This is a genomic window from Micromonospora sp. GCM10011542 (genome assembly GCF_042650685.1).
In the GTDB taxonomy this organism is placed as follows: domain Bacteria; phylum Actinomycetota; class Actinomycetes; order Mycobacteriales; family Micromonosporaceae; genus Micromonospora.
This window is the reverse complement of record NZ_JBHSBO010000050.1, coordinates 152,104-177,028: the sequence shown is the minus strand read 5'-3', so window position 1 is coordinate 177,028 and position 24,925 is coordinate 152,104. Positions and strand designations below refer to the sequence as shown.

At 74.5% G+C, this 24,925-nt stretch carries 23 protein-coding genes; 8 read left to right on the top strand and 15 right to left on the bottom strand.

What is annotated here, in order from left to right:
- Positions 1 to 129 precede the first annotated feature (129 nt).
- On the bottom strand, positions 130 to 3,021 hold the full coding sequence (locus ACFOW4_RS19160) for a helix-turn-helix transcriptional regulator (protein ID WP_377529554.1): 2,892 nt from the start codon (positions 3,019 to 3,021) through the stop codon (positions 130 to 132).
- 188 nt (positions 3,022 to 3,209) lie between these two features.
- Between ACFOW4_RS19160 and ACFOW4_RS19155 the strand changes: the two genes are divergently transcribed.
- From ACFOW4_RS19155 to ACFOW4_RS19145, 3 genes are all read left to right on the top strand, one after another.
- Positions 3,210 to 5,288: an AAA family ATPase gene (locus ACFOW4_RS19155; RefSeq protein WP_377529552.1), complete on the top strand. Its 2,079-nt coding sequence runs from the start codon at positions 3,210 to 3,212 to the stop codon at positions 5,286 to 5,288.
- A gap of 224 nt (positions 5,289 to 5,512) precedes the next feature.
- Entirely contained in the window at positions 5,513 to 5,722 is a 210-nt protein-coding gene (locus ACFOW4_RS19150; RefSeq protein ID WP_377529550.1) for a hypothetical protein, read from the top strand.
- Positions 5,722 to 7,905, top strand: a complete 2,184-nt coding sequence (locus ACFOW4_RS19145; protein WP_377529548.1) for a bifunctional polysaccharide deacetylase/glycosyltransferase family 2 protein — start codon at positions 5,722 to 5,724, stop codon at positions 7,903 to 7,905. Before ACFOW4_RS19150 ends, ACFOW4_RS19145 begins: the two co-directional genes overlap by 1 nt.
- On the opposite strand, the gene ACFOW4_RS19140 is transcribed toward ACFOW4_RS19145, so the two are convergent.
- Positions 7,898 to 8,878 (bottom strand): glycoside hydrolase family 6 protein, encoded by a 981-nt coding sequence (locus ACFOW4_RS19140; protein ID WP_377529547.1) that lies wholly within the window; start codon positions 8,876 to 8,878, stop codon positions 7,898 to 7,900. The genes ACFOW4_RS19145 and ACFOW4_RS19140 overlap by 8 nt on opposite strands.
- Positions 8,879 to 8,965: 87 nt before the next feature.
- Between ACFOW4_RS19140 and ACFOW4_RS19135 the strand changes: the two genes are divergently transcribed.
- Complete coding sequence (locus tag ACFOW4_RS19135; RefSeq protein ID WP_377529544.1) at positions 8,966 to 9,583, top strand: FIMAH domain-containing protein; 618 nt, start codon at positions 8,966 to 8,968, stop codon at positions 9,581 to 9,583.
- 114 nt (positions 9,584 to 9,697) lie between these two features.
- Here the strand turns inward: ACFOW4_RS19135 and ACFOW4_RS19130 are convergent, their stop codons facing one another.
- From ACFOW4_RS19130 to ACFOW4_RS19105, 6 genes are all read right to left on the bottom strand, one after another.
- Complete coding sequence (locus ACFOW4_RS19130) at positions 9,698 to 10,264, bottom strand: dienelactone hydrolase family protein (RefSeq protein WP_377529542.1); 567 nt, start codon at positions 10,262 to 10,264, stop codon at positions 9,698 to 9,700.
- A gap of 109 nt (positions 10,265 to 10,373) precedes the next feature.
- Positions 10,374 to 11,480 (bottom strand): nucleotide disphospho-sugar-binding domain-containing protein, encoded by a 1,107-nt coding sequence (locus ACFOW4_RS19125; protein ID WP_377529540.1) that lies wholly within the window; start codon positions 11,478 to 11,480, stop codon positions 10,374 to 10,376.
- 11 nt (positions 11,481 to 11,491) lie between these two features.
- Positions 11,492 to 11,875 (bottom strand): hydroxyphenylacetyl-CoA thioesterase PaaI, encoded by a 384-nt coding sequence (paaI, locus tag ACFOW4_RS19120; protein ID WP_377529735.1) that lies wholly within the window; start codon positions 11,873 to 11,875, stop codon positions 11,492 to 11,494.
- 31 nt (positions 11,876 to 11,906) lie between these two features.
- Positions 11,907 to 13,214, bottom strand: coding sequence for a phenylacetate--CoA ligase PaaK (gene paaK / locus ACFOW4_RS19115; protein ID WP_377529539.1), 1,308 nt, complete (start codon positions 13,212 to 13,214; stop codon positions 11,907 to 11,909).
- A gap of 67 nt (positions 13,215 to 13,281) precedes the next feature.
- The gene (locus ACFOW4_RS19110) at positions 13,282 to 13,701 is read right to left on the bottom strand and encodes a DUF6766 family protein (protein ID WP_377529536.1); all 420 of its coding nucleotides are present in this window, start codon (positions 13,699 to 13,701) and stop codon (positions 13,282 to 13,284) included.
- 84 nt (positions 13,702 to 13,785) lie between these two features.
- Complete coding sequence (locus ACFOW4_RS19105; protein WP_377529534.1) at positions 13,786 to 14,235, bottom strand: MarR family winged helix-turn-helix transcriptional regulator; 450 nt, start codon at positions 14,233 to 14,235, stop codon at positions 13,786 to 13,788.
- Between the two features lie 135 nt (positions 14,236 to 14,370).
- On the opposite strand from ACFOW4_RS19105, the gene ACFOW4_RS19100 reads away from it, so the two are divergent.
- From ACFOW4_RS19100 to ACFOW4_RS19085, 4 genes are all read left to right on the top strand, one after another.
- A complete protein-coding gene (locus tag ACFOW4_RS19100) occupies positions 14,371 to 15,684 on the top strand; it encodes an MFS transporter (protein WP_377529533.1) in 1,314 nt (437 codons plus the stop codon).
- A gap of 262 nt (positions 15,685 to 15,946) precedes the next feature.
- The gene (locus ACFOW4_RS19095; RefSeq protein WP_377529530.1) at positions 15,947 to 16,420 is read left to right on the top strand and encodes a CrcB family protein; all 474 of its coding nucleotides are present in this window, start codon (positions 15,947 to 15,949) and stop codon (positions 16,418 to 16,420) included.
- Complete coding sequence (gene crcB, locus ACFOW4_RS19090) at positions 16,417 to 16,779, top strand: fluoride efflux transporter CrcB (RefSeq protein WP_377529529.1); 363 nt, start codon at positions 16,417 to 16,419, stop codon at positions 16,777 to 16,779. Before ACFOW4_RS19095 ends, crcB begins: the two co-directional genes overlap by 4 nt.
- Before the next feature lie 169 nt (positions 16,780 to 16,948).
- Positions 16,949 to 17,893, top strand: a complete 945-nt coding sequence (locus ACFOW4_RS19085; RefSeq protein ID WP_377529526.1) for a methanogen output domain 1-containing protein — start codon at positions 16,949 to 16,951, stop codon at positions 17,891 to 17,893.
- A gap of 9 nt (positions 17,894 to 17,902) precedes the next feature.
- Here ACFOW4_RS19085 and ACFOW4_RS19080 read toward each other — a convergent pair whose 3' ends face one another.
- From ACFOW4_RS19080 to ACFOW4_RS19050, 7 genes are all read right to left on the bottom strand, one after another.
- On the bottom strand, positions 17,903 to 18,127 hold the full coding sequence (locus ACFOW4_RS19080; protein ID WP_377529525.1) for a hypothetical protein: 225 nt from the start codon (positions 18,125 to 18,127) through the stop codon (positions 17,903 to 17,905).
- An 8-nt stretch (positions 18,128 to 18,135) separates the two neighbouring features.
- Entirely contained in the window at positions 18,136 to 20,295 is a 2,160-nt protein-coding gene (locus ACFOW4_RS19075) for an FtsX-like permease family protein (RefSeq protein WP_377529523.1), read from the bottom strand.
- On the bottom strand, positions 20,292 to 20,972 hold the full coding sequence (locus tag ACFOW4_RS19070) for an ABC transporter ATP-binding protein (RefSeq protein ID WP_377529522.1): 681 nt from the start codon (positions 20,970 to 20,972) through the stop codon (positions 20,292 to 20,294). Before ACFOW4_RS19070 ends, ACFOW4_RS19075 begins: the two co-directional genes overlap by 4 nt.
- On the bottom strand, positions 20,969 to 21,493 hold the full coding sequence (locus ACFOW4_RS19065; RefSeq protein WP_377529519.1) for a PadR family transcriptional regulator: 525 nt from the start codon (positions 21,491 to 21,493) through the stop codon (positions 20,969 to 20,971). Before ACFOW4_RS19065 ends, ACFOW4_RS19070 begins: the two co-directional genes overlap by 4 nt.
- Before the next feature lie 147 nt (positions 21,494 to 21,640).
- Positions 21,641 to 23,320, bottom strand: a complete 1,680-nt coding sequence (cobA, locus tag ACFOW4_RS19060) for a uroporphyrinogen-III C-methyltransferase (RefSeq protein ID WP_377529517.1) — start codon at positions 23,318 to 23,320, stop codon at positions 21,641 to 21,643.
- Entirely contained in the window at positions 23,317 to 23,913 is a 597-nt protein-coding gene (locus tag ACFOW4_RS19055; protein ID WP_377529514.1) for a precorrin-8X methylmutase, read from the bottom strand. The genes cobA and ACFOW4_RS19055 overlap by 4 nt, the downstream gene beginning before the upstream one ends.
- Positions 23,910 to 24,917 carry a HoxN/HupN/NixA family nickel/cobalt transporter gene (locus ACFOW4_RS19050; RefSeq protein WP_377529733.1) on the bottom strand — a complete coding sequence of 336 codons (1,008 nt, stop codon included), beginning with the start codon at positions 24,915 to 24,917 and terminating at the stop codon, positions 23,910 to 23,912. The genes ACFOW4_RS19055 and ACFOW4_RS19050 overlap by 4 nt, the downstream gene beginning before the upstream one ends.
- Between the last annotated feature and the right edge of the window lie 8 nt (positions 24,918 to 24,925).

Here is a 24,925-nt window from a genome sequence, read left to right as displayed (position 1 = left end):
TCTCCTCCATGGTGGTCCGCGGCACCCCCGTGCCGCCGTCGGCGGAGCTCAGCTTTCCAGCCGGAACCTGTCCGCCGAATCAGTAGAACGACGTATCCCGGCGCACACGGCGGCGGATACGTGGGTGGGTCAGCCGCGCCGGTTGCGCAGGTGGATCGCGCTGGCCTGGACGCGGGTACGGACCTGGAGCTTGTCGAAGATGTGCGACACGTGCACGCCGATGGTTCGCTCGCTGATGAACAGCCGCTGCCCGATCTCCCGGTTGGTCAGCCCCTCGGCGACCGCGGCGAGCACCTCGCGCTCGCGGGCGGTGAGCACGGCCAGCTCGTCGTCGACCGGCGTCGCCCTCCCGGCGGCGGCCGGCGCCGAACGCTGCTCCAACGACACCCGCGCCCGGCCGGCGAGTTCCCGGATCTCCGAGGTCAACGGCACCGCACCCAGCCCCTGCGCCACCGCGTACGCCTCGCGCAGCAGCTTGCCGGCGGTGGCCACCCGGCTGCGCCGGGCCAGCAACGCCTCGGCCTGCCGCAGCCGGGAGTACGCCGCCGGGTAGGGGTGGTTGCGCCGGTCCCACTCGGCGACCGATCGGGCCCACAGCTCCGGGTCACTGGCGTCGAGACGGCTCACCTCGGCGGCGCAGAGCGCCAGGAAGGCGTCCACCACCGAGCGCACCGGACGGGCCGCGTCACGGCTCTTGCGGGCCACCCGCTCGGCCACGTCCCGCAGCCGGCGTACCGCGGTCGCGTCCACCGGCACGGCCCGGCCGGCGTGCGCCTCGGCCTCGGCGCGCAACCCGTGCCAGACCAGCGCGGCGAGGATCGTCACGTCGTCGGAGCGGCTCTCGGTCAGGCCACGCTGCACCGCCTGCCGCGCCAGGTCGTGCCGGCCCTGCCACATGGCCAGGCCGGCGCGCAGGGTGAGCAGCGGGATGACGTGCCGGGCGCCGCCGCCGGCGAGCACCGTGGCCACCGCGTCCAGGTCCCGGTCGGCGGCCTCGATGTCGCCGTAACCCACCGACAGCCGGCAGCGGGCGAGCAGCAGCTCCACGGCGTCCGCGCCGGACGGGCGGTGCCGCAGCGCCGCGGCGACCACCTTCTCCGCCTCTGCCCACTGGCCCACCCGGAACAGCCCGTTGGTGGCGATGGCCAGCAACCGGGTCTCGAAGGTGCGGCCCAGGCCCAGCTCGGCCACCCGCTCGGCGCCCCGACGGGCCACCACCACACCCTCCTCGAGGATGTTCAGCGGACCGGTCAGCAGCTCGGCCAGGTGCAGGTACGCGCAGGCCACGTCCTCCGGCCGGCAAGCGCGCTCGGCGGTCTCCAGGGCCTCGCGCATCACGGCGAGCCCCGCGTCCGGGTCCTCCAGGTAGGCGTCGCTGAAACCGAGCGCCGCGCTGGCCAGCACTACCTCGGTGGTGGAGTCGGGCGCGGAGGCGGCCAGCTCCAGCGCCTCCCGTGCCCACCGGCCGGCGTCGGCGTAGCGCCCCAGGTGCAGGAGCAGCTCGGCCAGGTGGGCGGCGGCGGTGGCCCGGTCGCGCGGCGAGCAGTCCGCGGCCTCCAGCGCCCGCTGGTACTCCGCCTCGGCCAGCGCGGAGCGGCCGGCGGCGGCCAGGTAGCGGGCCCGGCGGATGTGCAGGGCGCAGGACGGCTGCCCGCCTTCGGCCAGCTCCTCCAGCAGGGCCAGCGCCCGGGCGTGCTCGCCACAGTGGTGGGCGGCCTCGGCGGCGTGCCCGAGCAGCTCGGCCCGGTCCACCCCGAGCGGTGTCCCGTCGGGGCTGCCGGCCATCTGCAACGCCACCGACCAGTGCCGGTGCGCCTCGGCGTAACCGTGCAGCCGCTCGGCCTCCTGCGCGGCGGCCATCGCGGCCGGCAACGCCCGGGCCGGCTCGCCGGCGAGCCGCCAGTGGTACGCCAGCCGGGCCTGGTGCAGCTCGGCCGGCGCGGTGGTCAGCGCCTCGGCGTAGCGGCGGTGCAGCGCGGAGCGCTCGGCCGGCAGCAGCTCGTGTTCCAGCACCTCGGCGACGAGCCGGTGCCGCAGCCGGTAGCCGTCGTCGGCGCCGACCAGCAACCGGTGCGCCACCGCGGCCCGGGCCGCCTCGATCAGCTCCTCCTCGGCGAGCCGCAGCACCCGGGCCAGCAGCCAGTGTTCGACCGGCTCCACACCGGCGGCCACCGCGTGCACCACCGCGTGCGCGTGCTGGGGCAGCGCGTCCACCCGGGCGAGGAAGATCTCGCGCAGCGTCTCGGACAACCCGTCCCGGCCGTCGCGCAGGTCGCGGGCCAACTCCTCGATGACGAACGGGTTGCCGCCGCTGCGCTGCCACACCTGGTCGGCCGCGTCGGCCGGCAACGCCCGGCCGATCAGTGCGGCGGCGAGCTGCTCGGTGCCGGCCCGGTCCAGCGGGGCCAGGTCGAGCACCCGTACCGACCGCAGGCGACGCAGCTCGGTCAGCACCCGACGCAGTGGGTGCGCGCCCTGCAACGACTCGGCGCGGACCGCGGCCAGCACCGAGAGCTGGAGGTCGCCCAGCCCGGCGAGCAGGTAGAGCAGCAGCTGCCGGGTGCTCCGGTCGACCCACTGCAGGTCGTCGAGGATCAGCACCAGCGGCCGCCCCTCGGCGATCAGGTGCAGCCCACGGGAGACCCGCTCCAGCATCGCGCCCGCGCCATCCGGACCAGCCGTCTCGTCGGCGAACATCTGCAACAGCCCGCGCACCGCCGAGGAGGTCCGCGCGTGCGAGGTGGACAGTTCCGCGTCGAAGCGCCGCAGCGCCTGCAACAGCGGGTGCAGCGGGGAGGCGTCCCCGATGTCCAGGCAGCTGCCGGTCAGCACCAGGGCGCCGCTGTCGCGCAGGCGGGTGCCGACCTCGCCGAGCAACCGGGTCTTGCCCACGCCACTTTCGCCGGTGAGGAAGACGGCGGCGGTGTGCCCCTGCGCGACGTCGCCGAGCAGCGCGGACCGAACCGTCTGGAGCAGCTCGGCCCGGCCCACGAGCGGTGCGGTGTCCACATCGCTGGCCATGGCACGCAGCCTAATCACAGGCCCCCGTACCGTTCTACGGTCAGGTGTCCGTTGTGGTACTCCTCGCGTCGACAATGCGACTAAAGGTTGCAGGTGGTCGACATACGTCGTTCTGCCGATCCCCCGTCGGCCCAGGGGTGCGAATCTCCGGAGGTACTAAGCCATCAACGGGGGGAAAGGCCGGTGCGATGCCCATGACCACGGTCGCCGCCGCCACACAGCGCACACCGTCGACACGCTGGCCGGTGCCGGAGGAGAGACGCACGGTCACCGTGCTCTTCGCCGACATCGTCGGCTCCACCGCGCTGGTGGACCGGCTCGACCCGGAGGACGTCCGGGCGCTGCAACGGGCCTACTTCGACACCGTGGCCCGGGTGCTGCACCGCTGGAACGGGGTGGTCGAGAAGTACATCGGCGACGCGGTGATGGCGATCTTCGGCGCGCCGCACTCCGACGGCTTCGACGCCTACCGCGCGGTCCGCGCCGGGCTGGAGATCCAGGCCGCGCTCGACCGCCGGCCGCTGGTCGCCGGCACCGCGCTGCGGATCCGGGTCGGGGTGGCCACCGGCGAGGTGGTGGTCGACCTGGCGGCCGCGGTCAGCGGCGGCCACGCCGCGGCCAGCGGTGCCGTCATCACCACCGCGGCCCGGTTGCAGGGGTACGCGGCGCCGGGCACCGTCGTGCTCTGCGCGGCCACCGCCCGCGCCACCGCCGGCCTGGTGGAACTGCGCCGGCTGACAGCGGTGACGGTCGCCGGTCGGGTCCCGCCGGTGCCGTTGTGGCACGCCGCCGGTCCGCTGCGGCCACCGACCGAACGGCACGACGGCCCGCTCATCGGCCGCCGCCGCGAGCTGGCCACCGCGCGCGACCAGTTGGCCCGGGCGGTACGCGAGCACAGCCCGCGCTGGGTGTCGCTGGTCGGTCCGTCGGGCAGCGGCCGCAGCCGGCTGCTGCACGAGCTGACCCGGACGCTGGCCACGGTGGACGGGACGCCGGTGCGCTGGTGCGTCGCGGCCTGCCCGCCGTACCCCGACGAGGTGCTGGGGCCGGTCGCCGAGCTGCTCCGCGGGATCGCGGGTATCCGGGACACCGACCCACCGGCGACGGTGCGCCACCGGCTGACCGCCACCCTGGCGCCGCTGCTGCCGCCGGCCCGGGTCGCCCAGGCGGTGCCGGCGCTGGAGCGTCTGCTTGCCTCGCCGGACGGTACGCCCGCCGCGCTCGCCGGCGCGGCGGTCTGCCGGGACGCGCTGCTGCGCCTCGCCACCGACCGGCCACTGATCGTCGCGGTGGACGACCTGGACCGGGCGGCGCCGGCGGTCAGCCGGTTCCTGCACGCCCTGTTCACCGCTGCCACGGCCCGGGGTCTGCCGCTGGCCGTGCTGAGCCTGCACCAGCCGCACCGGGCCGACAGCGTGCCCGTCGCAGGGCAGCGCCGGCACCGGCTGGCGGTGCGGCCGCTCGGCGCGATGCAGTCCGGGCGGCTGCTGCGTCACCTGCTGGTGCGGGCGGGCCAGCCGGTGAGCCTCGTCGACCGGCTGCTGCCGCTGGTGGGTGGCCGGCCGGGGCACGCCGTGGCGTACGTGCGGTCGCTGGTGGACGAGACGGACCCGGCGGCTCCGCCGGTGCCCGAGTCGGTACGCCGGGCCGTCGACGCGGAACTGGACCGGCTCGACGGTGAGCAACGGGCCGTGCTGATGGCCGCCGCGAGCCTCGGAGTCCGATTCGGCGACGCGGCGCTGGACCGGATCCTCAACTGGACGCCCGGGCGGAGCGGGCCGGTGCTGCGCGGGCTCGCCGCCGCCGGACTGCTGCTCCCCCGTCCCGCCGGCGGGTACGCGTTCGCCTCGCCGGCGCTGCGCCGGGTCGCCGCCGAGCGGCTGCCCCGCACGCTGCGGGCCGCCTTCACCCGCCGGGCCAGCGAGCACCTCGAGCCGGCCCGATCCGACCTCGCCCCGCAGCCGGCCAGCATCGCCCCGCTGGAGCAGGCCAGTCTCCTCCCGCTGGAGCCGACCAACCTCGTCCCCCTGCAGTTGGTCGAACCGGACCCGTTCCAGCTCGACAGCGACTGGCCTACCGCCCGTCGACCCGAGCTGATCCGGTCGGCGCCGGGCGGTCGGGGACGGGGGGACGAGCGACCACCGGTGCCGGTACCGATCCTGGTGCGGGCGGCGGACGGGTCGCCGACGCCGGGACGGCGCGGCTGGCCGGCCACCCCCGGACCACCCGGCACCCGGCGGTGGGCAGTCCGGCCGACCGCCGCCTGAGCGAGGACCATCGGCGCAGGATGTGCCTGATTCCCAGGTCAGCGATAGTCGATCAAACTACGCGGGTACTCGTTCCGTTCATGGACAAGACGAGAACACGCCATGTGGGACGAGCGCGGCCGAACAGCCCGCCGGTTTCCGGCCGCGGCGTTGCCCATGTTCCGATCAACCAGCGTGTCGAAGGGGGCCCGGTCGGTGCCTCCGGCCATCGTGGGGTCGCCCGGGTGGAGCCCATCACCCCCGCCGAGCCCGCTGGCGGCGCCACCGAGATGCTGCAGCCGCCGGACGTGACAGCCGCGATCTTCGTGGACGGCTCCGGACGCCGCGGTGAGCGGCTCCGCCTGATCGCCTACGCCCTGGTCGCACTCGCCCTCCTGCTCATTCTCGCGTTCTGGGTGGCGCAGGGCGTGGACGTGTTCGCATCGCGGACCTGATGGGCCTCTGGCGTGGGTGGCGACCGGTCGTCGACCGCGAGCACGTCGTGCCGCGGTCCACCGCGACGCTGATTCAGCGTCGGGGCACCCGCCGCCGGTGGGTACTGGCCGCGGTGGCCACCTTCATCCTGCTCAACCTGCTCGCGGTCGGCGCGTACGCGAATTCCCGGTTCACTCCTGACCACAAGGCGGCCGGCCCGGCCGGCACGGAGGCGGTGCCGGCGGTGGTCCGCGAGGGTGGAACGGTCGTCGACCCGCGCGGCGGCCGCCTGGACGCCCGCCGGATGCCGGCGAAGACGATCGCGCTGACGTTCGACGACGGCCCGGATCCGCAGTGGACGCCGAAGGTGCTGGACGTGCTGGCCCGCCACCACACCCCGGCGACGTTCTTCGTGGTGGGCTCCCAGGTCAGCCGGTACCCGGAATTGTCCAAGCGGATGGCCCGCGAGGGACACGAGTTGGGCATCCACACCTTCACCCACCCCGAGCTGACCGATCTGCCGTCATGGCGGCGCAAGCTGGAGTATTCCCAGACGCGCGCCGCGATCGCATACACCACCGGGGTCACCACTTCTCTCGCCCGGCTGCCGTACTCCAGCGGGGTGGACGCCATCGACGACGCGAGTTGGCCGATGGTGCGGGAGACCGGTCGGTGGGGCTACGTATCGGTCTTCAACGACACCGACAGCCAGGACTGGGCGCGGCCAGGTGTCTCCGCCATCGTCCGCAACGCCACACCGGAGGGCGACCGCGGGGCCATCGTGCTGATGCACGACAGCGGCGGCGACCGGTCCCAGACGGTCGTCGCCCTGGACCGGTTCATTCCGGAGATGCAGGCCCGGGGCTACCGGTTCACCACCGTCTCGCAGGGACTCGGTTGGCCCGGCGGCGGTGCCGCCCAGCTGGGCACCCTCGACGAGACGCGGGGCGCGCTGCTGATCTGGGGGGTGCGCGCCGCGGACGCGACGGTCCGCGTGCTGTGGCTGCTGCTGATCGTGGTCGGAGTGCTCACCCTGGCCCGCACCCTGCTGCTCTTCGGGTACGCCCTCGCGCACGCCCGACGGCGCCGGGCTCCCACCTGGTCCTGGGGTGGCGAGGTCGACGACCCGGTGACGATCATCGTCCCGGCGTACGACGAACGGACGACGATCGCCGCGACCGTGCGGTCCCTGGCCACCGGCACCCATCCCGGGATCGAGGTGCTGGTGGTGGACGACGAGTCCGACGACGGCACCGCCAAGGAGGTCGAACGGCTCGGCCTGCCCAACGTGCGGGTGGCCCGGGTGCCCGCCGGTGGGAAGGCCGCCGCGCTCAACGCCGGGGTGGCACTGGCCCGACACGACCTGCTCGTGATGGTCGACGCCGACACCGTGGTCGATCGCGACGCGATCCACCGTCTGGTGCAACCCTTCGCCGACCCCCGGGTCGGGGCGATCGCCGGCAACGTCAAGGTGGGCAACCGGCGTCGACTGCTCGGCCGCTGGCAGCACATCGAGTACGTCATCGGGTTCAGCCTGGACCGCCGGCTCTACGACACGCTGCACTGCATGCCCACCATCCCGGGAGCGCTGGGCGCGTTCCGCCGCACGGCCGTCCTCGCCGCCGGCGGCCTCAGCAGGTCCACCCTGGCCGAGGACACCGACCTCACCATGGGCATCCAGCGCGCCGGGTGGCGCGTGGTGTACGAGGAGAGCGCCGTCGCCCGGACCGAGGCGCCGAGCACCCTGCCGGAGCTGTGGCGGCAGCGCTACCGGTGGAGCTACGGCACCATGCAGGCGCTCTGGCGGCACCGCCGGGCCCTGCTGGAACGCGGGCCGTCGGGGCGGTTCGGCCGCCGGGGCCTGCCGTTCATCGCCCTCTTCTCGGTACTGCTGCCGCTGCTCGCACCCATGGTGGACATCTTCGCCGTGTACGGGCTGTTCTTCCTCGACCGGTACGAGACCGTCCTCGCCTGGCTGGCGGTCCTGGTGGCGCAGATCCTCACCGCGATCCTGGCCTTCCGGCTGGACCGGGAACCGTTGCGCCCGCTGTGGGCGCTACCGCTGCAGCAGTTCCTCTACCGGCAGGTCATGTACCTGGTGCTCGTCCACTCCGTGGTCACCGCTCTCAGCGGCGGACGCCTGAAGTGGCAGAAGCTGCGCCGCACCGGGGAGGTGGCGATGCAGGCGCAGCCGGTCAGCTGACCGGCGCGGTGGCGCGGGCCGCCGCCCGGCGGTCGGCGGGCGGCAGCCACGGTGAGCCCGCGATCAGCGCGCGGGCCGACGCGGGCGAGAAGGTCCCCGCTGCCGGCTCACCCCGGCCGCATGGTCCGTCGGACTCCCCCGGGCTCTTGATCCACAACAGAGCCGCCACCCGCGCCAGTCCGGGCCGGGTGGTGGGCGGCTGCCCGAGTGCCTGCCCGGGCGGGTTGCACCACTGGGCGTCGGGCGGGGCGGACAGACCGTTGCGGGAGGTGTCGATGACCATCTCCCGGTCGCCCACCAGCTCCGACACGCGCAGCCCCCACCGTTGGCTGTCCACGGTCGACTGCCGGTTGGACACGTTCACCGCGAACCCCTCCGCCCGGCGGATCCCGGATCGGCGCAGCCGCCCCGCCATCTCCTCCGGGGTACGCCAGCGCGGATGTCCCGCGTCCAGGTAGACGTGCTGGCCGACATCGGCCAGCCGGCGGGTGGCGTCGGCCAGCAGAGCTGCCCGGGCGTCGTCGAAGCACTCGGACGCAACCGCGTCCGGCTCCAGCACGACGGCCGCCCGGCCGCCGCGGAGCAGCGCGACGATCCGGTCGATGAACCCGGCATACGCCCCGGCGTCCGCGGCGCCCCCGGCATCCCGACCGGCGCAGTCCAGGTTCGGCACGTGATAGATCACCACCACCGGCAGCGCCCGCCGGTCCCGGGCGGCGGCCAGGTACGGGGGCAGGTCAGCCAGGTCCGCCGGACCGGTCAGCCAGCGGGCTTGCGGGGTGTCCGCGATCGGGTCCAGCCACCGGGCTTCGTGGTCGTCCCGCCAACGCGCGGCCTGGCTGTCGGGGTCCACCAGCAGGGTCGCCCGGTGGAACGGATGCCGCAGCTGGGCGTACTCCTCGCCGCGACCACAGCTCACGGCCGCGCCAGCGAGGACGACGGCGAGGATTCCGGGCAGCAGGGCGCGGCGCATCCCGACCACCGTAGGTCGGGCCGTGGCTTGCCGCACGGCGGGACGCCGGCCCCTCCGGCCGGGTCGTCGGGTGGCATGATGTCGGCCGTGTCCGCCCCCCATGATCCGCGCAGCGCCGATGTGGCTCCGCCCACGAGCATGTTGCCGCTGGTCCGCCCGGCCGGCAGTCGTCACCGGGCTCCGGACGACGGGCGCCGGCTGATGTGGCTGACGGTGGGGGGAGCTGCCGTCGCCCTGGTGGCCGCCATGGTCACGGTGACCGTCGGCGGTGATGGGGACGCCGGCCCCGCCGCCGCTTCCACCGTGGCGGTCGGCACGTCCGCCCCCGCGGAACCCACCGAGGCCCCCACCGGGGACGTGACGCCCCCGCCCACGCCCACGCCGTCTCCGTCCCTGTCCCCGTCCTCGTCCACCCCCCGGCGGGCGGCCAACCCCGGGGAACTCGTTGCGGGGCTGCAGGCGACCGTGGACGGGCTCGCGCAGCAACGGCAACTACGCCCCGGCGACGGCAAGGAACTGCGGAAGCGGTTACGCCAGGTCGCGGAGGAGATCGCCGACGGCGAGACGGAGCGGGCGCGGGAGAAGCTGCGCGAGTTCGCCGAGAAGCTGGCCAGCCTGCTCCGCGACGGAAAGATCAGCGCCAACGCGCACGAGGTCCTCCTCGCCGGGGCGACGCAGGTCGCCCAGGCGCTGCCCGGCCGCTGACGCCGGGTCGGCACTCCGACCGATCGGCTCGGCAAGGGCGACCCTCCCGTCGCCCCTGGGCCGTACGGTGCCGACCCGACACGGCGGTGGGGTCGCGGCAGCGGGTCCAGCGGCTCAGCGGGCGTCGAGGAAGGCCAGCACGCGCGGCCAGGTCGCCGCGACGGCGTCCGGGTCGTGTTCGGCGAGGTCCGGGTCGGTGAAGAGGTGCCCGACGCCCGGATAGCGGAACACCGTCAGGTCGGCGCCGGCGTCGGTCATCGCCCGCTGCCACTCGTCGACCTCGTCCGGCTGGTCGTACGGGTCGGGGTCGGCGAGGTGCAGCTGCACCGGCAGCCCGGGCCGGACGTCGTCCGGGGCGCCACCGGTGCCGTGCAGCAGGAGCAGGCCGGCGGTGTCGGGACGCTCGGCCAGCAGCGCACCGGCCACGCCGGCCCCCATCGAGAAGCCGGCCAGCACCGTCTCCGGTGGCAGATCGCGCAGCGCCGCGCGGGCCCGGTCCAGCACCACCTCCTGGCCGATCTTGTCGAGCAGCGCGAAGCCCTCCTCCACGGTGTCGGTGGCCGGGACGCCGTACAGGTCGGGGGTGACGACCCGGTGCCCTACTGCGCGCAGCCTGTCGGCGGCGGCCCGGACGGCGGGCCGCAGCCCGAACACGGAGTGGAAGAGCACGACGTGTCGCATCCGACCATCCTGCCCCAGGCGGGCGGCCCTGCGGCGGGGCCACGCCCGGGCCGTCCCGCCCGCCCGGTCCTCGCGGCTCGGATCACGCCGGCCAGGCGGCGACCTGCGGTCAGACGAGCGCCGCCAGCCGGGGCACCAGCTCCGCCGGCGCCGGCATCGCGGCGATCTCGCGGCTGACCTCGCCGGCGGCGGTCCGCAGAGCGTCGTCGGTGAGCAGCCGGGTCAGCGTCTGCGCGGTGATGTCCCGGGGCAGCAGCGCCAGACCGGCGCCGCGGCGGGCCACCAGCTCGGCGTTGTGCCGCCGGTCCCCCGGCCCCACGGTGGCCAGCTGCGGCAGGCCTGCGGCGAAGGCACCGAAGACGCTGCCCGCTCCGCCGTGGTGGACCAGGGCCGCGCTCGCCGACAGCGCCGCGTCGAGCGGGATCCAGTCGACCACCCGGACGTTGTCGGGCAGCGTACGGATCGAGCGGGGATCCGGCCGGACCAGCACGAACTCGGCGTCCACCCGGGCGGCGGCGGCCACCACGGCGGGCATGGGCCCCCGGTCGCCGGGGCCGGTCAGGGTGCTGCGGCTGACCAGGATCCGGGGCCGGGTGCCGGGCTCGCGCAACCAGTCCGGCAGGTCACCGCCGCCGACGTAGGAGTCGTACCGCATCGGCCAGCCGTCCTGGCCGGTCACGCTGGGCGGCGCGACGGCGAGCGCGGCGGCGGGCGGCGGCAGCTCGGTCAGGCCGTGCCGGCGCAGTGCGGCGCGGAGCCGCTCGGTGGTGGCGCGGACCAGGTACCGGCCGTCGAAGAGGGAGTTCTCCTGGCGTACGGCGGGCACGCCCAGGCGGGCGGCGGCAACCGCGCCGGCGACCGCGAACGGTTCGTGCAGCACCAGGTCGGGCCGCCACTCGGTGGCCAGCGCGACGACCGGGTCGGTGAGCTGGTCGTTGAGCGCACCGAAGAGCAGGCCGGCGCCCCGGGTGCCGGCGGTGCCGCGCAGCTCGGCCCGGGCGATCAGCGGATGGCGGGGAAGCACCCGCAGGGCGATCCGGCCGAAGTCGAAGCCCGGCGCGACGTCGCGTACCGGAAGGCCGGCGCGTTCGGCGGCCAGGCCGCCGCCGCCCGTGGCGAGCAGGACCTCGTGACCGGCGTCGCGCAGCGCGACGGCCAGCGGCACCAGCGGGAAGACGTGACCGACCAGGGGCGCGGAGACCACCAGGACGCGCATGGCAGTCGATCCTATGTCGCCGGCGGTGCCGCGGCGGTCCGGCTGCGGCCGCGGAACTCGGCGACCACCTCGCCGTCGTCACGGGTCACGGTGACGTCATAGATGCCGCTGCGACCGTAGCGGGTGCGCTCGGTGGCGCGGGCGGTGAGCAGGTCACCGGCCCGGGCCGGCCGGACGAACGTGATCTCACCGCCGGCGGCCACGGTGACCGGGCCGTGACTGTTGCAGGCCAGCGCGAAGGCGGTGTCGGCGAGCAGGAAGACGAAGCCGCCGTGGGCGATGGCGTGGCCGTTGAGCATCCGCCCGGTCACCGCCATCCGGGCCACCGCCGCGCCATCGCCGGCCTCGACCAGCTCGATGCCGAGGCCGCGGGAGGCCGCGTCGGCGGCGAACATGTCGTACGCCGGGTTGGGTGTGCCCGGCACGTCAGCCGGCCCGCCGCTGGTCGACGATCCGGCGCGCCTTGCCCAGCGACCGCTCCACCCCGTCGGGGGCGATCACCTCGACCGCCACGCTCACTCCGACGGTGTTCTTCACCAGCTCGACCAGCGCGGCGCCGGCCCGCTCGGCCGCGTCGACGGCCACCCCGGCCCGCCGCTCGACCTTCACCGTCAGGGTGTCTAGTCGGCCCTGCCGGTCGAGCACGCACTGGAAGTGCGGGGACAGCTGCGGCGTACGCAGGATCAGCTCCTCGATCTGGGTCGGGAAGACGTTGACCCCACGGACGATCATCATGTCGTCGGTCCGGCCGGTGATCTTCTCGAGCCGGCGCATCGGCCGGGCGGTGCCGGGCAGCAGCCGGGTCAGGTCGCGGGTGCGGTAGCGCACCACCGGCATCGCCTCCCGGGTCAGCGAGGTGAGCACCAGCTCGCCACGCTCCCCGTCGGGCAGCACCTCCCCGGTGACCGGGTCGATGATCTCCGGGTAGAAGTGGTCCTCCCACAGGTGCAGGCCGTCCTTGGTCTCCACGCACTCGGTGGCCACCCCGGGGCCCATCAGCTCGGAGAGCCCGTAGATGTCCACCGCGTGCAGGTCGAGGCGCTGCTCGATCTCGCGGCGCATGTCCTCGGTCCACGGCTCGGCGCCGAAGATGCCCACCTGCAACGAGGTTCCGCGCGGGTCGACGCCCTGGCGCTCCATCTCGTCGACGATCGCCAGCAGGTAGCTCGGGGTGACCATGATGATCTCGGGTTCGAGGTCGCGGATCAGCAGTACCTGCCGCTCGGTCATCCCGCCGGAGACCGGGATGACCGTGCAGCCCAGCTCCTCGGCGCCGTAGTGCGCGCCCAGGCCGCCGGTGAACAGCCCGTAGCCGTACGCGACGTGCACCCGCTCGCCGGGCCGGCCGCCGGCGGCCCGGATCGAGCGGGCCATCAGCCGCGCCCAAGTGGTCAGGTCGTCGCGGGTGTAGCCGACCACGGTGGGCCGACCGGTGGTGCCCGAGGAGGCGTGCAGCCGGGCGATGCGCTCCCGGGGCACGGCGAACATGCCGAACGGGTAGTTCTCCCGCAGCTCGGCCTTGCCGGTGAACGGAAACCGGGCCAGGTCGGCGAGGTCCCGGACGTCGTCGGGGTGCGCCCCGGCGGCGTCGAAGACCCGCCGGTAGTGCGGCACGTTGTCGTACGCGTGCCGCAACGACCAGCGCAGCCGCTCGTACTGCAGGGCGCGCAGTTCGTCGACGCCGGCCCGCTCGATCGGTTCCAGTTCCTCCCGCCGAGGGGTGCGGTCCTGCATCGGGGGTGCCTCCTGTCCAGCGGGCCGGTCCGTGCCGACCGACCCGGGTACGGTACGCCCGCGCCGGTCAGGGGTGCTCGGGGTCCAGGTTGCGCTCCCGCAGCAGGGCGTCGAGCTTGGCCTCGATCCGCTCGTCGGACTCGCGGGACTGCGAGGAGCCCCAGTAGTAGAACAGCGCCAGACCGGCGGCCTGCCAGACGAGCTGGAGGAACTCCGACTGCCAGTTCTCGAAGGTGGAGGCGAAGAACTGGGGCAGGAACTCGCTCCAGGCGAAGGACTGCCCGTGCTGGGTCGCCTCGTTGCTCTCCACCACCATCTGGAACACGAACTGGCCGAGCCAGGAGACCAGGAACAGCGCCCCGGTGACCAGCGCGAAGGCGTACGCCTTCGGCCAGCGCGGCTTGCGGAACGGCGGCCCGTCCCCCCGACGGGAACGGCGTTGGGTGCCGGACGAGTGCCGGCCGTTCGACGTGGTGGTCTCAGCCATCACGAACCCCCTCTCGACGATCCATTCGCCGATCAGGTGCCCCGGGCCGGCCGCGTCCAAACGGCCCCTAGCAGCGGCAACGGGTCAGCCGGCGGCGGGCAGGCGGTGCAGGGCGCCCACCAGCGGGGCGAGCTCCGGGGTGGCCTCCGCCTCGGCGAGCGCCCGGGTGAGCACCTGGTCGTGGGTGGGCCGGGCGGCGGCCAACAGCTCGGAGCCGGCCGGGGTCAGCTCGGTGTAGATGCCGCGCCGGTCGTCGGCGCAGAGGATGCGGGTCAGCAGGTTGCGCTGCTCCAGGCGGGTGACCAGCCGGGTGGTGGCGCTGCCGGAGAGCGCGGCGGCCCGGGCGAGCTGGCTCATCCGCATGTGCCAGCCGTCCTGCCGGGAGAGCGCGTCGAGCACGGTGTACTCGACGACGGATAGGTCGTGGTCGGCCTGCAGCGCCCGTTCCAGAGCCGTCTCGATCAGCCCGTGCAGCGCGGCGAGGGTCCGCCAGCCCTGCGCGCGGATCTCGACGGCGTCGTCACCGATGCCCATGCCGGCCTCCTCACGTGGTCCCGACCACCGCCAGGCTACCACGCTTGCGCCGGTATCAAGCGCGTGCAACTATTCGGTTGTCGACGCGCGTAGTTGCACGCGCCGCCTATCTGACCCCTCCCCGATGGGACGACCATGTCCAACCGTTTCCGGTCCCCGCGGGCCGCGCTGCTCGCCCTGGCCATCGGCGCCTTCGGCATCGGCCTCACCGAGTTCGTGATCATGGGGCTGCTGCCCGAGGTGGCGGCCGACTTCGCCGTGTCCGAGCCGGTCGCCGGCTGGTTGATCTCCGGCTACGCGCTCAGCGTGGCCGTCGGCGGGGTGGCCCTGACCGCTGCGGTCACCCGGCTGCCCCGCAAGCCCGTACTGCTCGGCCTGATGGTCCTGTTCATCCTCGGCAACCTGCTCTCCGCGATCGCCGACAGCTACTCCGCCATGCTGGCGGGCCGGATCGTCGCCGCGCTCTGCCACGGGGCGTTCTTCGGCATCGGCGCCGTGGTGGCCGCCGGGCTGGTTCCACCGGCCCGCCGGGCGGGGGCGATCGCGCTGATGTTCGCCGGCCTGACCGCGGCCAACGTGCTCGGCGTGCCGTTCGGCACCTTCCTCGGCCAGCAGTTCGGCTGGCGGTCCACGTTCTGGGCGATCACCGGTGTCGGGGTGGTGGCCCTGCTCGGCCTGGCCGCGCTGGTCCCCGCCCGCGTCGGCGACACCGCGGACCGCCCGGCCGGTGGGCTGCGCGGCGAACTGCGCGCGTTCACCCACCCGCAGGTCTGGTACTCCCTCGCCGTCACCGTCCTCGGCTTCGGCGGCATGTTCGGCGCGTTCACCTACATCGCGTACACCCTGACCGAGGTCAGCGGCTTCGCCGCCGGGACCGTGCCGTGGCTGCTGGTGCTCTTCGGGGTCGGCCTGTTCGCCGGCAACCTGCTCGGCGGCCGGGCGGCCGACCGGTCCCTGTCGCGCACCCTGGTCACCGTGCTGGCCGCGCTCACCGTGGTACTCGCCGGCTTCGCGCTCACCGCCGGCAGCCGGCCGCTGACCATCGTCGCGCTGCTGCTGATGGGCGGCTTCGGCTTCGCCACCGTCCCGCCGCTGCAGATGCGGATCATGCGGTACGCGCACCAGGCGCCGACGCTCGCGTCCGGGGCGAACATCGCGGCCTTCAATCTGGGCAACGCCTCCGGCGCCTGGGTCGGTGGGGTGACCATCGCCGCCGGCTGGGGCTTCCGGGCGCCCATCTGGGCCGGCGCCGCACTCACCGTGGCCGGGCTGGCCGTCCTGCTGACCGCGCAGCGCCGGGCCGATGCGACCTCCCGGCCGGACGCCTCGCGGCCGGCGGACGCCTCGCGGCCGGCGGACGCCTCGCGGCCGGCGGACGCCTCGCGGCCGGCGGACGCCTCGCGGCCGGCGGACGCCTCGCGGCCGGCGGCCAGCCCGGCCGCCGTCTGACCGAGGGCCGCTCGATGACCCTGACCCCCGCAGCTCCGGCCGACCCGGCGGTACGGCACGGTCTCGCGCTCGGAGACCACGCGGGGTGTCGCCGGTCGGTGGAACACCACGCACGTCTGCGGGCCCGTTGGGCAGCCGTGGTGTTCCACTCGATCCAGTGCGGATCGAGCGATACTCGGATCTTGGAACCAATCCGCTCCGGTAGGGGCATCCTGCTTCCAAGATCTATTTGACCGGGCACGTGTACCGGGTGGAGGCCTCGTTGTCAGAACCGACCGAGCCGCGCACCGATCCCGACGTCGACCTGCGGGTACCCGCCGACCGGGCGGAGCTGCCCGCGCACGCGGCGGCGGTGCTCGGAGCCATCGCCGCCGGTGGGGTGCTCGGCGCGCTGGCCCGGGCAGGTCTGCAGGCGGCCTTCCCGCACCACCCGGCCGCTTTCCCGTGGGCGACCTTCGGCATCAACGTCGGCGGCTGCCTGCTGATCGGCGCGCTGATGGCGCTGCTCGGCCACCTCGACGGCGGACCGCCGCTGGCCCGCCCGTTCCTCGGTGTGGGCGTGCTGGGCGGGTTCACCACCTTCTCCACCTACGCGGTGGACGTCCAGCGGGCGGTGGCGGCCGGCGCCGCGCAGACGGCACTGGCGTACCTGGCCGCGACACTGCTGGGCGCGCTCGCGGCCGTGTGGATCGGCGACGCGCTCGCCGCGGCGGCGCTGAAACGGGCACCCCGGTGACCGTGCTGCTGATCGCGCTCGGCGCGGCCGTCGGCGCGCCGCTGCGCTACCTGACGGATCGGGCCGTGCAGTCCCGGCACCGCTCGACCTTTCCGTGGGGAACCCTCACCGTCAACGTGGTGGGCTCGCTGCTGCTCGGCGCGGTGCTCGGGCTACCGGCCGGGCCGACGGTCACCGCGCTGGTCGGCACCGGGTTCTGCGGGGCGCTGACCACGTACTCCACCTTCGGCTACGAGACGGTACGGCTGGCCCGCACCGGGCACCGGTGGCCGGCGCTGGCCAACGCGCTGGGCAGCGTCGCCGCCGGGCTGGCCGCCGCGACGGCCGGCGCCGCCCTGGTCCGACTGCTGACCGGTTGAACCTCCGCGCCGACCGGCGATCCGGCCCGGCGACCGGCTGCGGACAGGTCGGCGTATGGTTGCCGCAAGCGACGAACCCGGGCTCCGCGGGCCCCTCCTGACCGCCCGCTCGGCGCGGGGTGCCGGCGGGGAACAGCCGGAGCCGACCGGGGAAGCTGAGGTGCCGCAGGTGGAATGGTTGCTCGCTCCGGCGACGCCGGCGGCGGCCGGTGCGCTGCGCACCGAACTCACCGCTTTCCTGGTCCGGCACGCGCAGGACGGGGACACCGTCGACGACGCCGCGCTCATCGTCTCCGAACTGGTCGGCAACGCGGTGGAACACGCGGGTGGGCCGGTCTGGGTGTCGGTGGACTGGTCGGCCGAGCGGCCACTGCTCGTGGTGCACGACCTCGGCCCGACCTTCGCCCTGGACCGGATCGCCCTGCCCTCGGTGGACAGCACCCGGGGACGCGGCCTGTGGCTGGTCTCCCAGCTCGGCCTGGACCTGCGGGTGGTCGCGAAGCGCGACGCCGGCAAGCGCGTGCAGGCGATGCTGCCGGTGACCCGCCGGATGGAGCCGTCCTTCGACCCACCCCGCCGGCAGGTCAACCCGCTGCCCGGCGTCGACGAGGCCGGCCCGGACGGGTTCGGCCGGGAAGCGTTCCTGCGCGCCCTGGTGGTGGAACTAGCCCGCACCGCGGAGAACGCCAACGGCCCGGCCTCCGCCGAGCAGATGGTCGCCCAGGTCGGTGCGACCGTCGGCGGCCAGATGGAGGAGGAGTACCGCCGGGCCCGCGGCCTGGTGGACCGGCTCACCGCCGAGCAGGCCAGCGACTGCTACCTGCGGCTGAAGGCGGCCATCGGCGGCGACTTCTACGTGATCTCGGTCGACGACGACCGGATCGTGCTCGGCAACCGTCGCTGCCCCTTCGGGGACACGGTCCGGCAGGCGCCGTCGCTGTGCCGGATGACGTCCAGCGTCTTCGGCGGCATCGCCGCCCGGGCCGGCGAGGATGCGGTCGTCCTGCTCGACGAGCGGATCGCCGTCGGCGACCCGGAGTGCCGGGTGACCGTGCTGCTCGGTGCCGCCGCCCGGGCGAACCCGGGTGGGCACCACTACCACCGGCAACTCTGACCCGGCGGCTCAGCCGAGCCGCGCCAGGGCGGCCCGGATCCGCCCGCCGAGATCCGCGACCTGTTCCGGCGTCTGCGCCACGATGCCGTTCTCGGCCATCAGCGCGTGGTACTGCTGCTCGGGGTACGGCACACCCGGCGGAAGCGGCGCGACGTGCCAGTTCACGTGCGCGTTGCCCAGCGAGAGCAGGTGGACCCGGGGCGGGCAGCCATGCCGGAGAGCTACCCGCCCCACCGAGCGGACTATTCGCTGCGGGCAGTCTCCGGTCCGGTGATGCGTTCCAGCAGCGGCAGGGTGGAGGCGATGATGCCCAGGCAGGCCGCCAGCCCGGCGATGACGATCACATAGAAGCCCGATCCAGGCGCGACAAGCGTGTAGTCCATCTGCGCCCGGAGGAACAGGTGCGCGGCGAGCAGGCCCATCCCGATGGCCACCGCGGCGACGGCGAGCATCGGTACAGCGCTCTCCAACGCGACCACCCGGCGCAGCACCCGCACCGGCGCGCCGCTGAGGCGGAGCAGGCTGAACGGTCGCTTGCGCTCGGTGAGGCCGCCGATGACGCTGACCGCGAGGCTGCACCCGGCGAGGGCGAGGCTGCCGATGATGACGACGTTGGCCAGTTGCTGCCAGCCGCGCAGCGTGGCGGCGAAGTCCGACTCGAAGTCGCCGGGCACGTTCGGCCCCACCCAGAAGGTCGGGTAGGCGGCCTCGAGCAGGGTGCGGGTGCGCTCGACGGCGGCGGCCGAACCGTCCGTGCCGACGACGATCGACAACACCGGTAGCCGGTGGAGTTCGTCGGGCGTGACCGACGCGGCGTGCCAGACCTTGGTGGACGACGCCGACTCCCGCCAGAGGCTGAGGCCCATCGGCACCTCGGCGACGGTCGCGCCGGCGGCGCACCGGCCGTACGCGCTCGGGAGGTCCGTGCAGGCGACCACCCCGACCTCGCCGGAGCTGGTCAGGTGCGGGTTCTCGCGGATGGCGGTCGCGGACCGGACGCCTGGGATCGCGTGCAGTTCGGCGAAGAGCGTGTCGGGCACCGTCGGCGCCTTCTCGGTGAAGACTGTGGTCACGGTGCCCGCGTCGGTCGAGCCGATCGGCGCGGGACCGCGGTTCGCGACGATCGTCGTGATCACGCCGACGGCAACGCTGGTGACGAAGAGCGCCAGCATGATGCCGCTGATCGCCCGGAAGCCGGCCTTCGGGTTGTCGGCGAGGCGTCGCGCGGCGATGAGCGTGGCGGGGCGGTTGGCGTACCGGGCCATGATCCGGGCACCGACCATCGTGAACCACGGGCCGGCGAGGACGAGGCCGGCCATGATGAGCAGCAGAGCGGGCAGGAACAGGGCGGTCTGGCCGTCGGACGTCTCGGGCCGGTAGCCGAGCGCGAACACCAGCACGGCGACGCCGAGCAGGATCGGGATCAGGCGGTACGCGCGCGGCGCGCGCGGGGTGACCCGCCGGGTGACGCCCAGCGGCGAGATCCGTACGCGGCGCAGCGAGACCTGCGCTGCCACCGCCGCTGCGGCCGGGACGCCGATCGCGACGAGCAGGACGTCCAGCACGCCCAGCGACATGTCGCTGGGGAAGAACGGCATGCCGGTGAACGGGATGCCGGCGAGCTGGCCGCGGAACGCGAAGAAGGCGAGGAAGCCCAGCGCGGTGCCGACGACGGCCGCACTGGTCGCCTCCACGGCCGCGACCACCGAGATCTGCCTCGGCGTCGCGCCGACCAGGCGCATCGCGGCGAAGCGCTGCTCCCGGCGGGCGGCGCTGAGCCGGGTGGCCGTGCCGATGAAGATGAGTACCGGGAACAGCAGTCCGCCGGCGACCACGCCCAGGATGAGGTCGACGGTGGTCTCGGGGAGCGCGAAAGTCCTGTCGCCGATGCTGGTGAGCTGCCGGGCGTGGGGCAGCTCGGCAACCTTCTCGGGGGTGCCGCCGACGATGGCGACCAGGGCGTCCGGTGAGGGCAGTGCCGCCGGGCCGACGGCGCCCAGGTCACGCCCCGGGTAGCGGTCGCGCAGCTGGTCGGCGGGGTGGGCGGCCAGCAGCTGCCGCAGCGCGGGCGAGGCGTAGTACTCCCCCGGCCGCGGGGTGGTCGGGATGCCGGTCGGGGTGGGCGCGCTCGCTCCGGTCGCGGCGACGTCGATCCGGATGATCTGCCGGCCGTGGAAGTACTCGTCCCGGGTCGACCACCACAGCGGATCGGCGTCGCCGCCGGTCGAGGCGCTGGGATATATCGACGCGTACCGGGTGAGCTGCGCGTTGACGGCGTTGACCCCGGCGAGGGTGGTCAGCAGCAGCCCGGTGCCCACCGCGACGGCGGCGGCGATGATGGCGAGGCGGGTGAGCGCCTCACGGCCGCCGGCGAGGGCGAGGCGGAGCCCGAAGCCGATCATGAGGCGATCCGGTCCGGCGCGTTGACGCGTCCGTCGCGGACCATGACCTCGCGGTCGGCGTACGCGGCGACCCGTGGCTCGTGGGTGACCAGGATGACCGTGGTGCCCTGCTCGCGGGCGGCGGTGACCAGCAGGTCCATGACCTGCTCGCCGGTGAGCGAGTCGAGCGCGCCGGTCGGCTCGTCGGCGAAGAGCACCTGCGGCTCGGCGACCAGACCGCGGGCCAGCGCGACGCGTTGCGCCTGCCCGCCGGACAGCTCCCCGGAGCGGCGCTGTTCCAGGCCGTCCAGGCCGAGGCGGGCGAACCAGGCGGACGCCCTGCGCAGCGCCTCGGCCCGGCGGACCCCGCTGAGCAGCAGCGGTAGGGCGACGTTCTCCACGGCGGTGAGTTCGGGGACGAGCTGGCCGAACTGGAACACGAACCCGAAGCGGTCCCGGCGCAGGCTGCTGCGCTCTGCCTCGGTCAGGGCGTCGACCCGGGCCCCGTCGAAGAGGATCTCGCCGGAGTCCGGCACCAGGATGCCGGCCAGGCAGTGCAGCAGGGTCGACTTGCCCGAGCCGCTGGGGCCCATGACGGCGAGGATCTCGCCCGCGTCCACGGCGACGCTCGCGCCGCGCAGCGCGGGGGTCTGGTCGAACGAGAACTCCACGTTGCGTGCTTCGATCACGACGGTCATGGCCGCACCGTTCTCCTCAGGGCGTCCAGTCGGGCGCCGGTCATCTCGATCCACCGGAGGTCCGCCTCCAGGTGATACAGGCCGTGGTCGGCGAGCAGCGCGTCGACCAGGGTGCCGTTGCGCTTGACCTCGGTGAGCTCGCGCATCCGCCGCAGGTGGGCGCTGCGCTGGGTGTCGAGGTATTCGCCAGCGGGTCGGTCGAGCATCAGCGCGAGCACGACCTTGGCGAAGAGCACCGTCTGCAGGTGCGGCTCCGGATCGACCGGCTGGGTGAGCCACTGCTCGACCTCGGTGGCGCCCAGGTCGGTGATGATGTAGCGCTTGCGGTCGGGGCCGGCGCCGGGTGCGACGTCGCTGATGACCACCTTTCCGTCCCGCGCGAGACGGCTGAGGGTGGAGTAGACCTGGCCGAACGGCAGGGGCTTGCCCCGCCCGAAGTAGGTGTCGTAGTCGCGCTTCAGGTCGTACCCGTGGCTGGGCTCCCGTTCGAGGAGGCCCAGAAGGGTCAGCGGAACGCTCATGCCGACAGACTAACCCGAGTGTATACCTCGCGTATATACCCTGAGGTTATTGCCGGCCCGCACAGCGAAGTGGTGGCCTCGCGGTCGCGAGGCCACCAGTTCCTGGAGAGCCGGACGTCTGAGCCGGGCGGGCCGCCGCGGAGCGGGTCAGCTGAGGGCCACCACCGGGCCCACCACGAAGACCGCCGGCGGACGGATGTCCTCTCGCGCGGCGACAGCGCCGATGTCGTCCAGCCGGGCCGGCACCGCGCGCTGCCCGGGGTGGCCGGCGTCCTGCACGGCCAGCACCGGGGTCTCCGGGGCGCGGCCGTGCTCGACCAGCGCGGCCGCGATCACGGCGATGGTGTCCACCGCCATCAGCAGCACCAGCGTGCCCCGGGCCCGGCCGAGCGCCGCCCAGTCGACAAGCGAATCGGGGTCACCCGGCGGCAGGTGCCCGGAGACCACGGTGACGTCGTGCGCGACGCCGCGGTGGGTCACCGGCACGCCGGCCAGCGCCGGCGCGGCGAACGCGCTGCTCACTCCGGGGACGACGGTCACCGGCACCCCGGCCGCCGCGCAGGCGCGCACCTCCTCGTGGCCGCGACCGAACAGGTACGGATCGCCGCCCTTGAGTCGGACCACCCGCCGGCCCGCGCGGGCGTGCGTCACCAGCGCCGCGTTGATCGCGTCCTGCGCCATGGACGGACCGCGGGGCACCTTGGCCGCGTCGACGACCAGCACGTCGGGGCGCAGCCCGGCCAGCAGGCCCTGCGGGGCCAGCCGGTCGACCACCACCACGTCCGCCGCGTCCAGCAGCGCCTTGCCGCGTACGGTGATCAGGTCGTCGGGCCCCGGCCCGCCGCCCACCACGGCCACCGAGCCGGGCTCGGCGTGGTGGTGGTGATGGGAGTGCCCGTCGTGGTGATGGTGGCCGTCGACCGGATCGTCCGGGTGGTCGTGCGGGCGCTGCGGCCGGCCCACCTTGTCGGCGAAGCCGGGCATCAGCACCCGGTACGCGCAGGTGTCGCAGTTCATCCGGATGTCCCCGCCCAGCGCCTCGGCGTGCCGCTCGAGCACCAGGTCGGCCAGCGCGTCGCAGTCGCCGATGACGTCGGCCACCCGCACGTCCAGCTCCGGGTGGGCGGCGGCGAACTCCGCTGCACGGGCCACGATCCGGTCCGGCAGCACCCCGGCGAAGAGGAAGTACGGCGCCACCACGATCCGCCGCGCGCCGAGCCGGCGCAGCCGGTCCAGCACCTGCGGCACCGACGGCTCGGCGAGGGAGATGAACCCCGGCTCGACACCGGCGTAGCCACGCCCCTCCCAGAGCAGCCGCGCCACCTTGGCCACCTCGGCGTTGGCGTCCGGGTCGGTGGAGCCCCGGCCGATCAGCGCGATCCACGTGCCGGCCCGGTCGGCACCAGCAAACGCCGTGCCGGCCCGGTCGGCACCAGCAAGCGCCGTGCCGGCCCGATCCGCACCAGCGAGCGCCGCGTCGATCCGCTCCTCGAGGGCGGCGTGCAGCAGCGGGTGCGGTCCCAGCGGACGGCCGTAACGGTAGGTCAGCCCGGGGTGGCGCTGCTGTTCGCGGGCCATCGCGGCGGGGATGTCGCCCTTGCCGTGCCCGGCCGCGGTGAGCACCAGCGGCAGCGCCACCAGCGCCCGGTGGCCCCGCTCGACCAGCGCCGTGACGGCGTCGGTCAGCGGCGGACGGGACAGCTCGATGAAGCCACCCTCGACGTCGGCGACGACGCCGCGCCGGCGGACCCGCTCGACGAGCGCCGCGAACTGGTCGACCCCGGCCGCGCTGCGCGTGCCGTGCCCGACGATGACCAGGCCGGTCATGGCTTCTCCTCGACGTAGAGCAGGGCGTTGAGGGCGGCGGCGGCGACCGCCGAGCCACCCTTCTCCCCCACGTTGGACACCCCGGGCAGGCCGCTGGCCCGCAGCGCCGCCTTGGACTCGGCCGCGCCGACGAAGCCGACCGGCAGGCCGACGACCAGCGCCGGCACGGCGTCCAGGGTGAGCAGTTCGACAAGCGCGGTCGGCGCGCAGCCGACCACCCAGACCGCGCCCGGACCGACCCGGTCCAGGGCGATCCGCACGGCCGCCGCCGACCGGGTGATCCCGGCGGCGCGGCCCAGCTCGGCGGCGGCCGGCTCGGCGACCGGGCAGACCAGCTCCCGGCCGGCGCGGGTGATCCCGGCGGCGACCATCGCCACGTCGGTGACCACGGGCGCGCCGGCGCGCAACGCGGCCAGCCCCGACTCCAGCGCCGCCTCGTCGCAGACCAGCTCGTCGACGTACGCGAGGTCGGCGCTGGCATGCACCACCCGCTCGGTCACCGCCCGGGTCAGCGGCGGCAGGTGCGTGAGATCGACCCGCTCGCGCAGGATCCGGTACGACTCCACCTCGATCGGGTGCACCACCCGACTCACGGCTGCTCCCCCTCCACGGCGGGCAGCGCGTTACCGTAGCGGCGGTCGTAGCCGCGCAGCTTCCACAGCGCGACCGCGCCCAGCCAGGAGGCGACGAAGAGCCCCACCACCACGTACCCGAGCTGCTCGAAGTGGTCGGCGACGGCGGCGTACCCGGCCAGCGCGGTCATCCCGAGGTGGTCGACCAGCAGGCCGGACAGGTAGACGCTGGCCACCACGGCACCGACCAGCACCGTCATCGCGGTGGTGGCCAGGTTGTAGTAGAGCCGCCGGGCCGGCTGCCGGTACGCCCAGGAGTATGCACGGCTCATCAGCAGGCTGTCCGCGGTGTCCATGGCGGACATTCCGGCGGCGAAGAGCAGCGGCAGGGTGAGCAGGGCCAGCACCGGCAGGCCGCCTGCCGAGGCGGTGCTCGCCGACAGCGCCAGCAGGGTCACCTCGCTGGCGGTCTCCAGGCCGAGGCCGAAGAGGAAGCCGACCGGCGCCATGTGCCACGAGGAGCGCACCAGCGACCGGGCCCGACCGCCGAGCACCCGCTGCATCAGCCCGCGGTTGAGCAGTTGCAGGTCCAGCTCCCGCTCGTCGAGGGCGCCGTGGCGCAACCGGCGCCACAGTCGGGCCAGCCCGCCCAGCACCACCGCGTTGAGCACCGCGACCAGCGCCAGGAACACGGTGGCGGTCGCCATGGCGACGGTGGCGCCCAGCTCGCGGGCCTGCACCAGTCCCGCCCCGCTGAGGTTCGTCGAGGCCAGGCCGACGACCAGGGCCAGCAGCAGCACCACCGCGCTGTGCCCGAGGGCAAAGAAGAAGCCGACGCCCACCGGTCGCCGGCCGCGCAGCAGCATCAGCCGGGTGGTGTCGTCGATCGCGGCGATGTGGTCGGCATCGAAGGCGTGCCGCACGCCCAGCACGTACGCCAGGGTGCCGGCGCCGGCCAGCCCGCCGGCCGCCGCGGGCTGGTCGTTCCAGTACAGGTAGAGGCTCCAGCCGGCGATGTGCAGCACCGCGACGG

Excerpts from the sequence above, each read along its gene's own strand:
- ACFOW4_RS19160 (WP_377529554.1), bottom strand. The coding sequence starts at position 3,021 with ATGGCCAGCGATGTGGACACCGCACCGCTCGTGGGCCGGGCCGAGCTG.
- ACFOW4_RS19155 (WP_377529552.1), top strand. The coding sequence starts at position 3,210 with ATGCCCATGACCACGGTCGCCGCCGCCACACAGCGCACACCGTCGACA.
- ACFOW4_RS19145 (WP_377529548.1), top strand. The coding sequence starts at position 5,722 with ATGGGCCTCTGGCGTGGGTGGCGACCGGTCGTCGACCGCGAGCACGTC.
- ACFOW4_RS19140 (WP_377529547.1), bottom strand. The coding sequence starts at position 8,878 with ATGCGCCGCGCCCTGCTGCCCGGAATCCTCGCCGTCGTCCTCGCTGGC.
- ACFOW4_RS19130 (WP_377529542.1), bottom strand. The coding sequence starts at position 10,264 with ATGCGACACGTCGTGCTCTTCCACTCCGTGTTCGGGCTGCGGCCCGCC.
- ACFOW4_RS19125 (WP_377529540.1), bottom strand. The coding sequence starts at position 11,480 with ATGCGCGTCCTGGTGGTCTCCGCGCCCCTGGTCGGTCACGTCTTCCCG.
- paaI (WP_377529735.1), bottom strand. The coding sequence starts at position 11,875 with ATGTTCGCCGCCGACGCGGCCTCCCGCGGCCTCGGCATCGAGCTGGTC.
- paaK (WP_377529539.1), bottom strand. The coding sequence starts at position 13,214 with ATGCAGGACCGCACCCCTCGGCGGGAGGAACTGGAACCGATCGAGCGG.
- ACFOW4_RS19110 (WP_377529536.1), bottom strand. The coding sequence starts at position 13,701 with ATGGCTGAGACCACCACGTCGAACGGCCGGCACTCGTCCGGCACCCAA.
- ACFOW4_RS19105 (WP_377529534.1), bottom strand. The coding sequence starts at position 14,235 with ATGGGCATCGGTGACGACGCCGTCGAGATCCGCGCGCAGGGCTGGCGG.
- ACFOW4_RS19100 (WP_377529533.1), top strand. The coding sequence starts at position 14,371 with ATGTCCAACCGTTTCCGGTCCCCGCGGGCCGCGCTGCTCGCCCTGGCC.
- ACFOW4_RS19075 (WP_377529523.1), bottom strand. The coding sequence starts at position 20,295 with ATGATCGGCTTCGGGCTCCGCCTCGCCCTCGCCGGCGGCCGTGAGGCG.
- ACFOW4_RS19070 (WP_377529522.1), bottom strand. The coding sequence starts at position 20,972 with ATGACCGTCGTGATCGAAGCACGCAACGTGGAGTTCTCGTTCGACCAG.
- ACFOW4_RS19065 (WP_377529519.1), bottom strand. The coding sequence starts at position 21,493 with ATGAGCGTTCCGCTGACCCTTCTGGGCCTCCTCGAACGGGAGCCCAGC.
- cobA (WP_377529517.1), bottom strand. The coding sequence starts at position 23,320 with ATGACCGGCCTGGTCATCGTCGGGCACGGCACGCGCAGCGCGGCCGGG.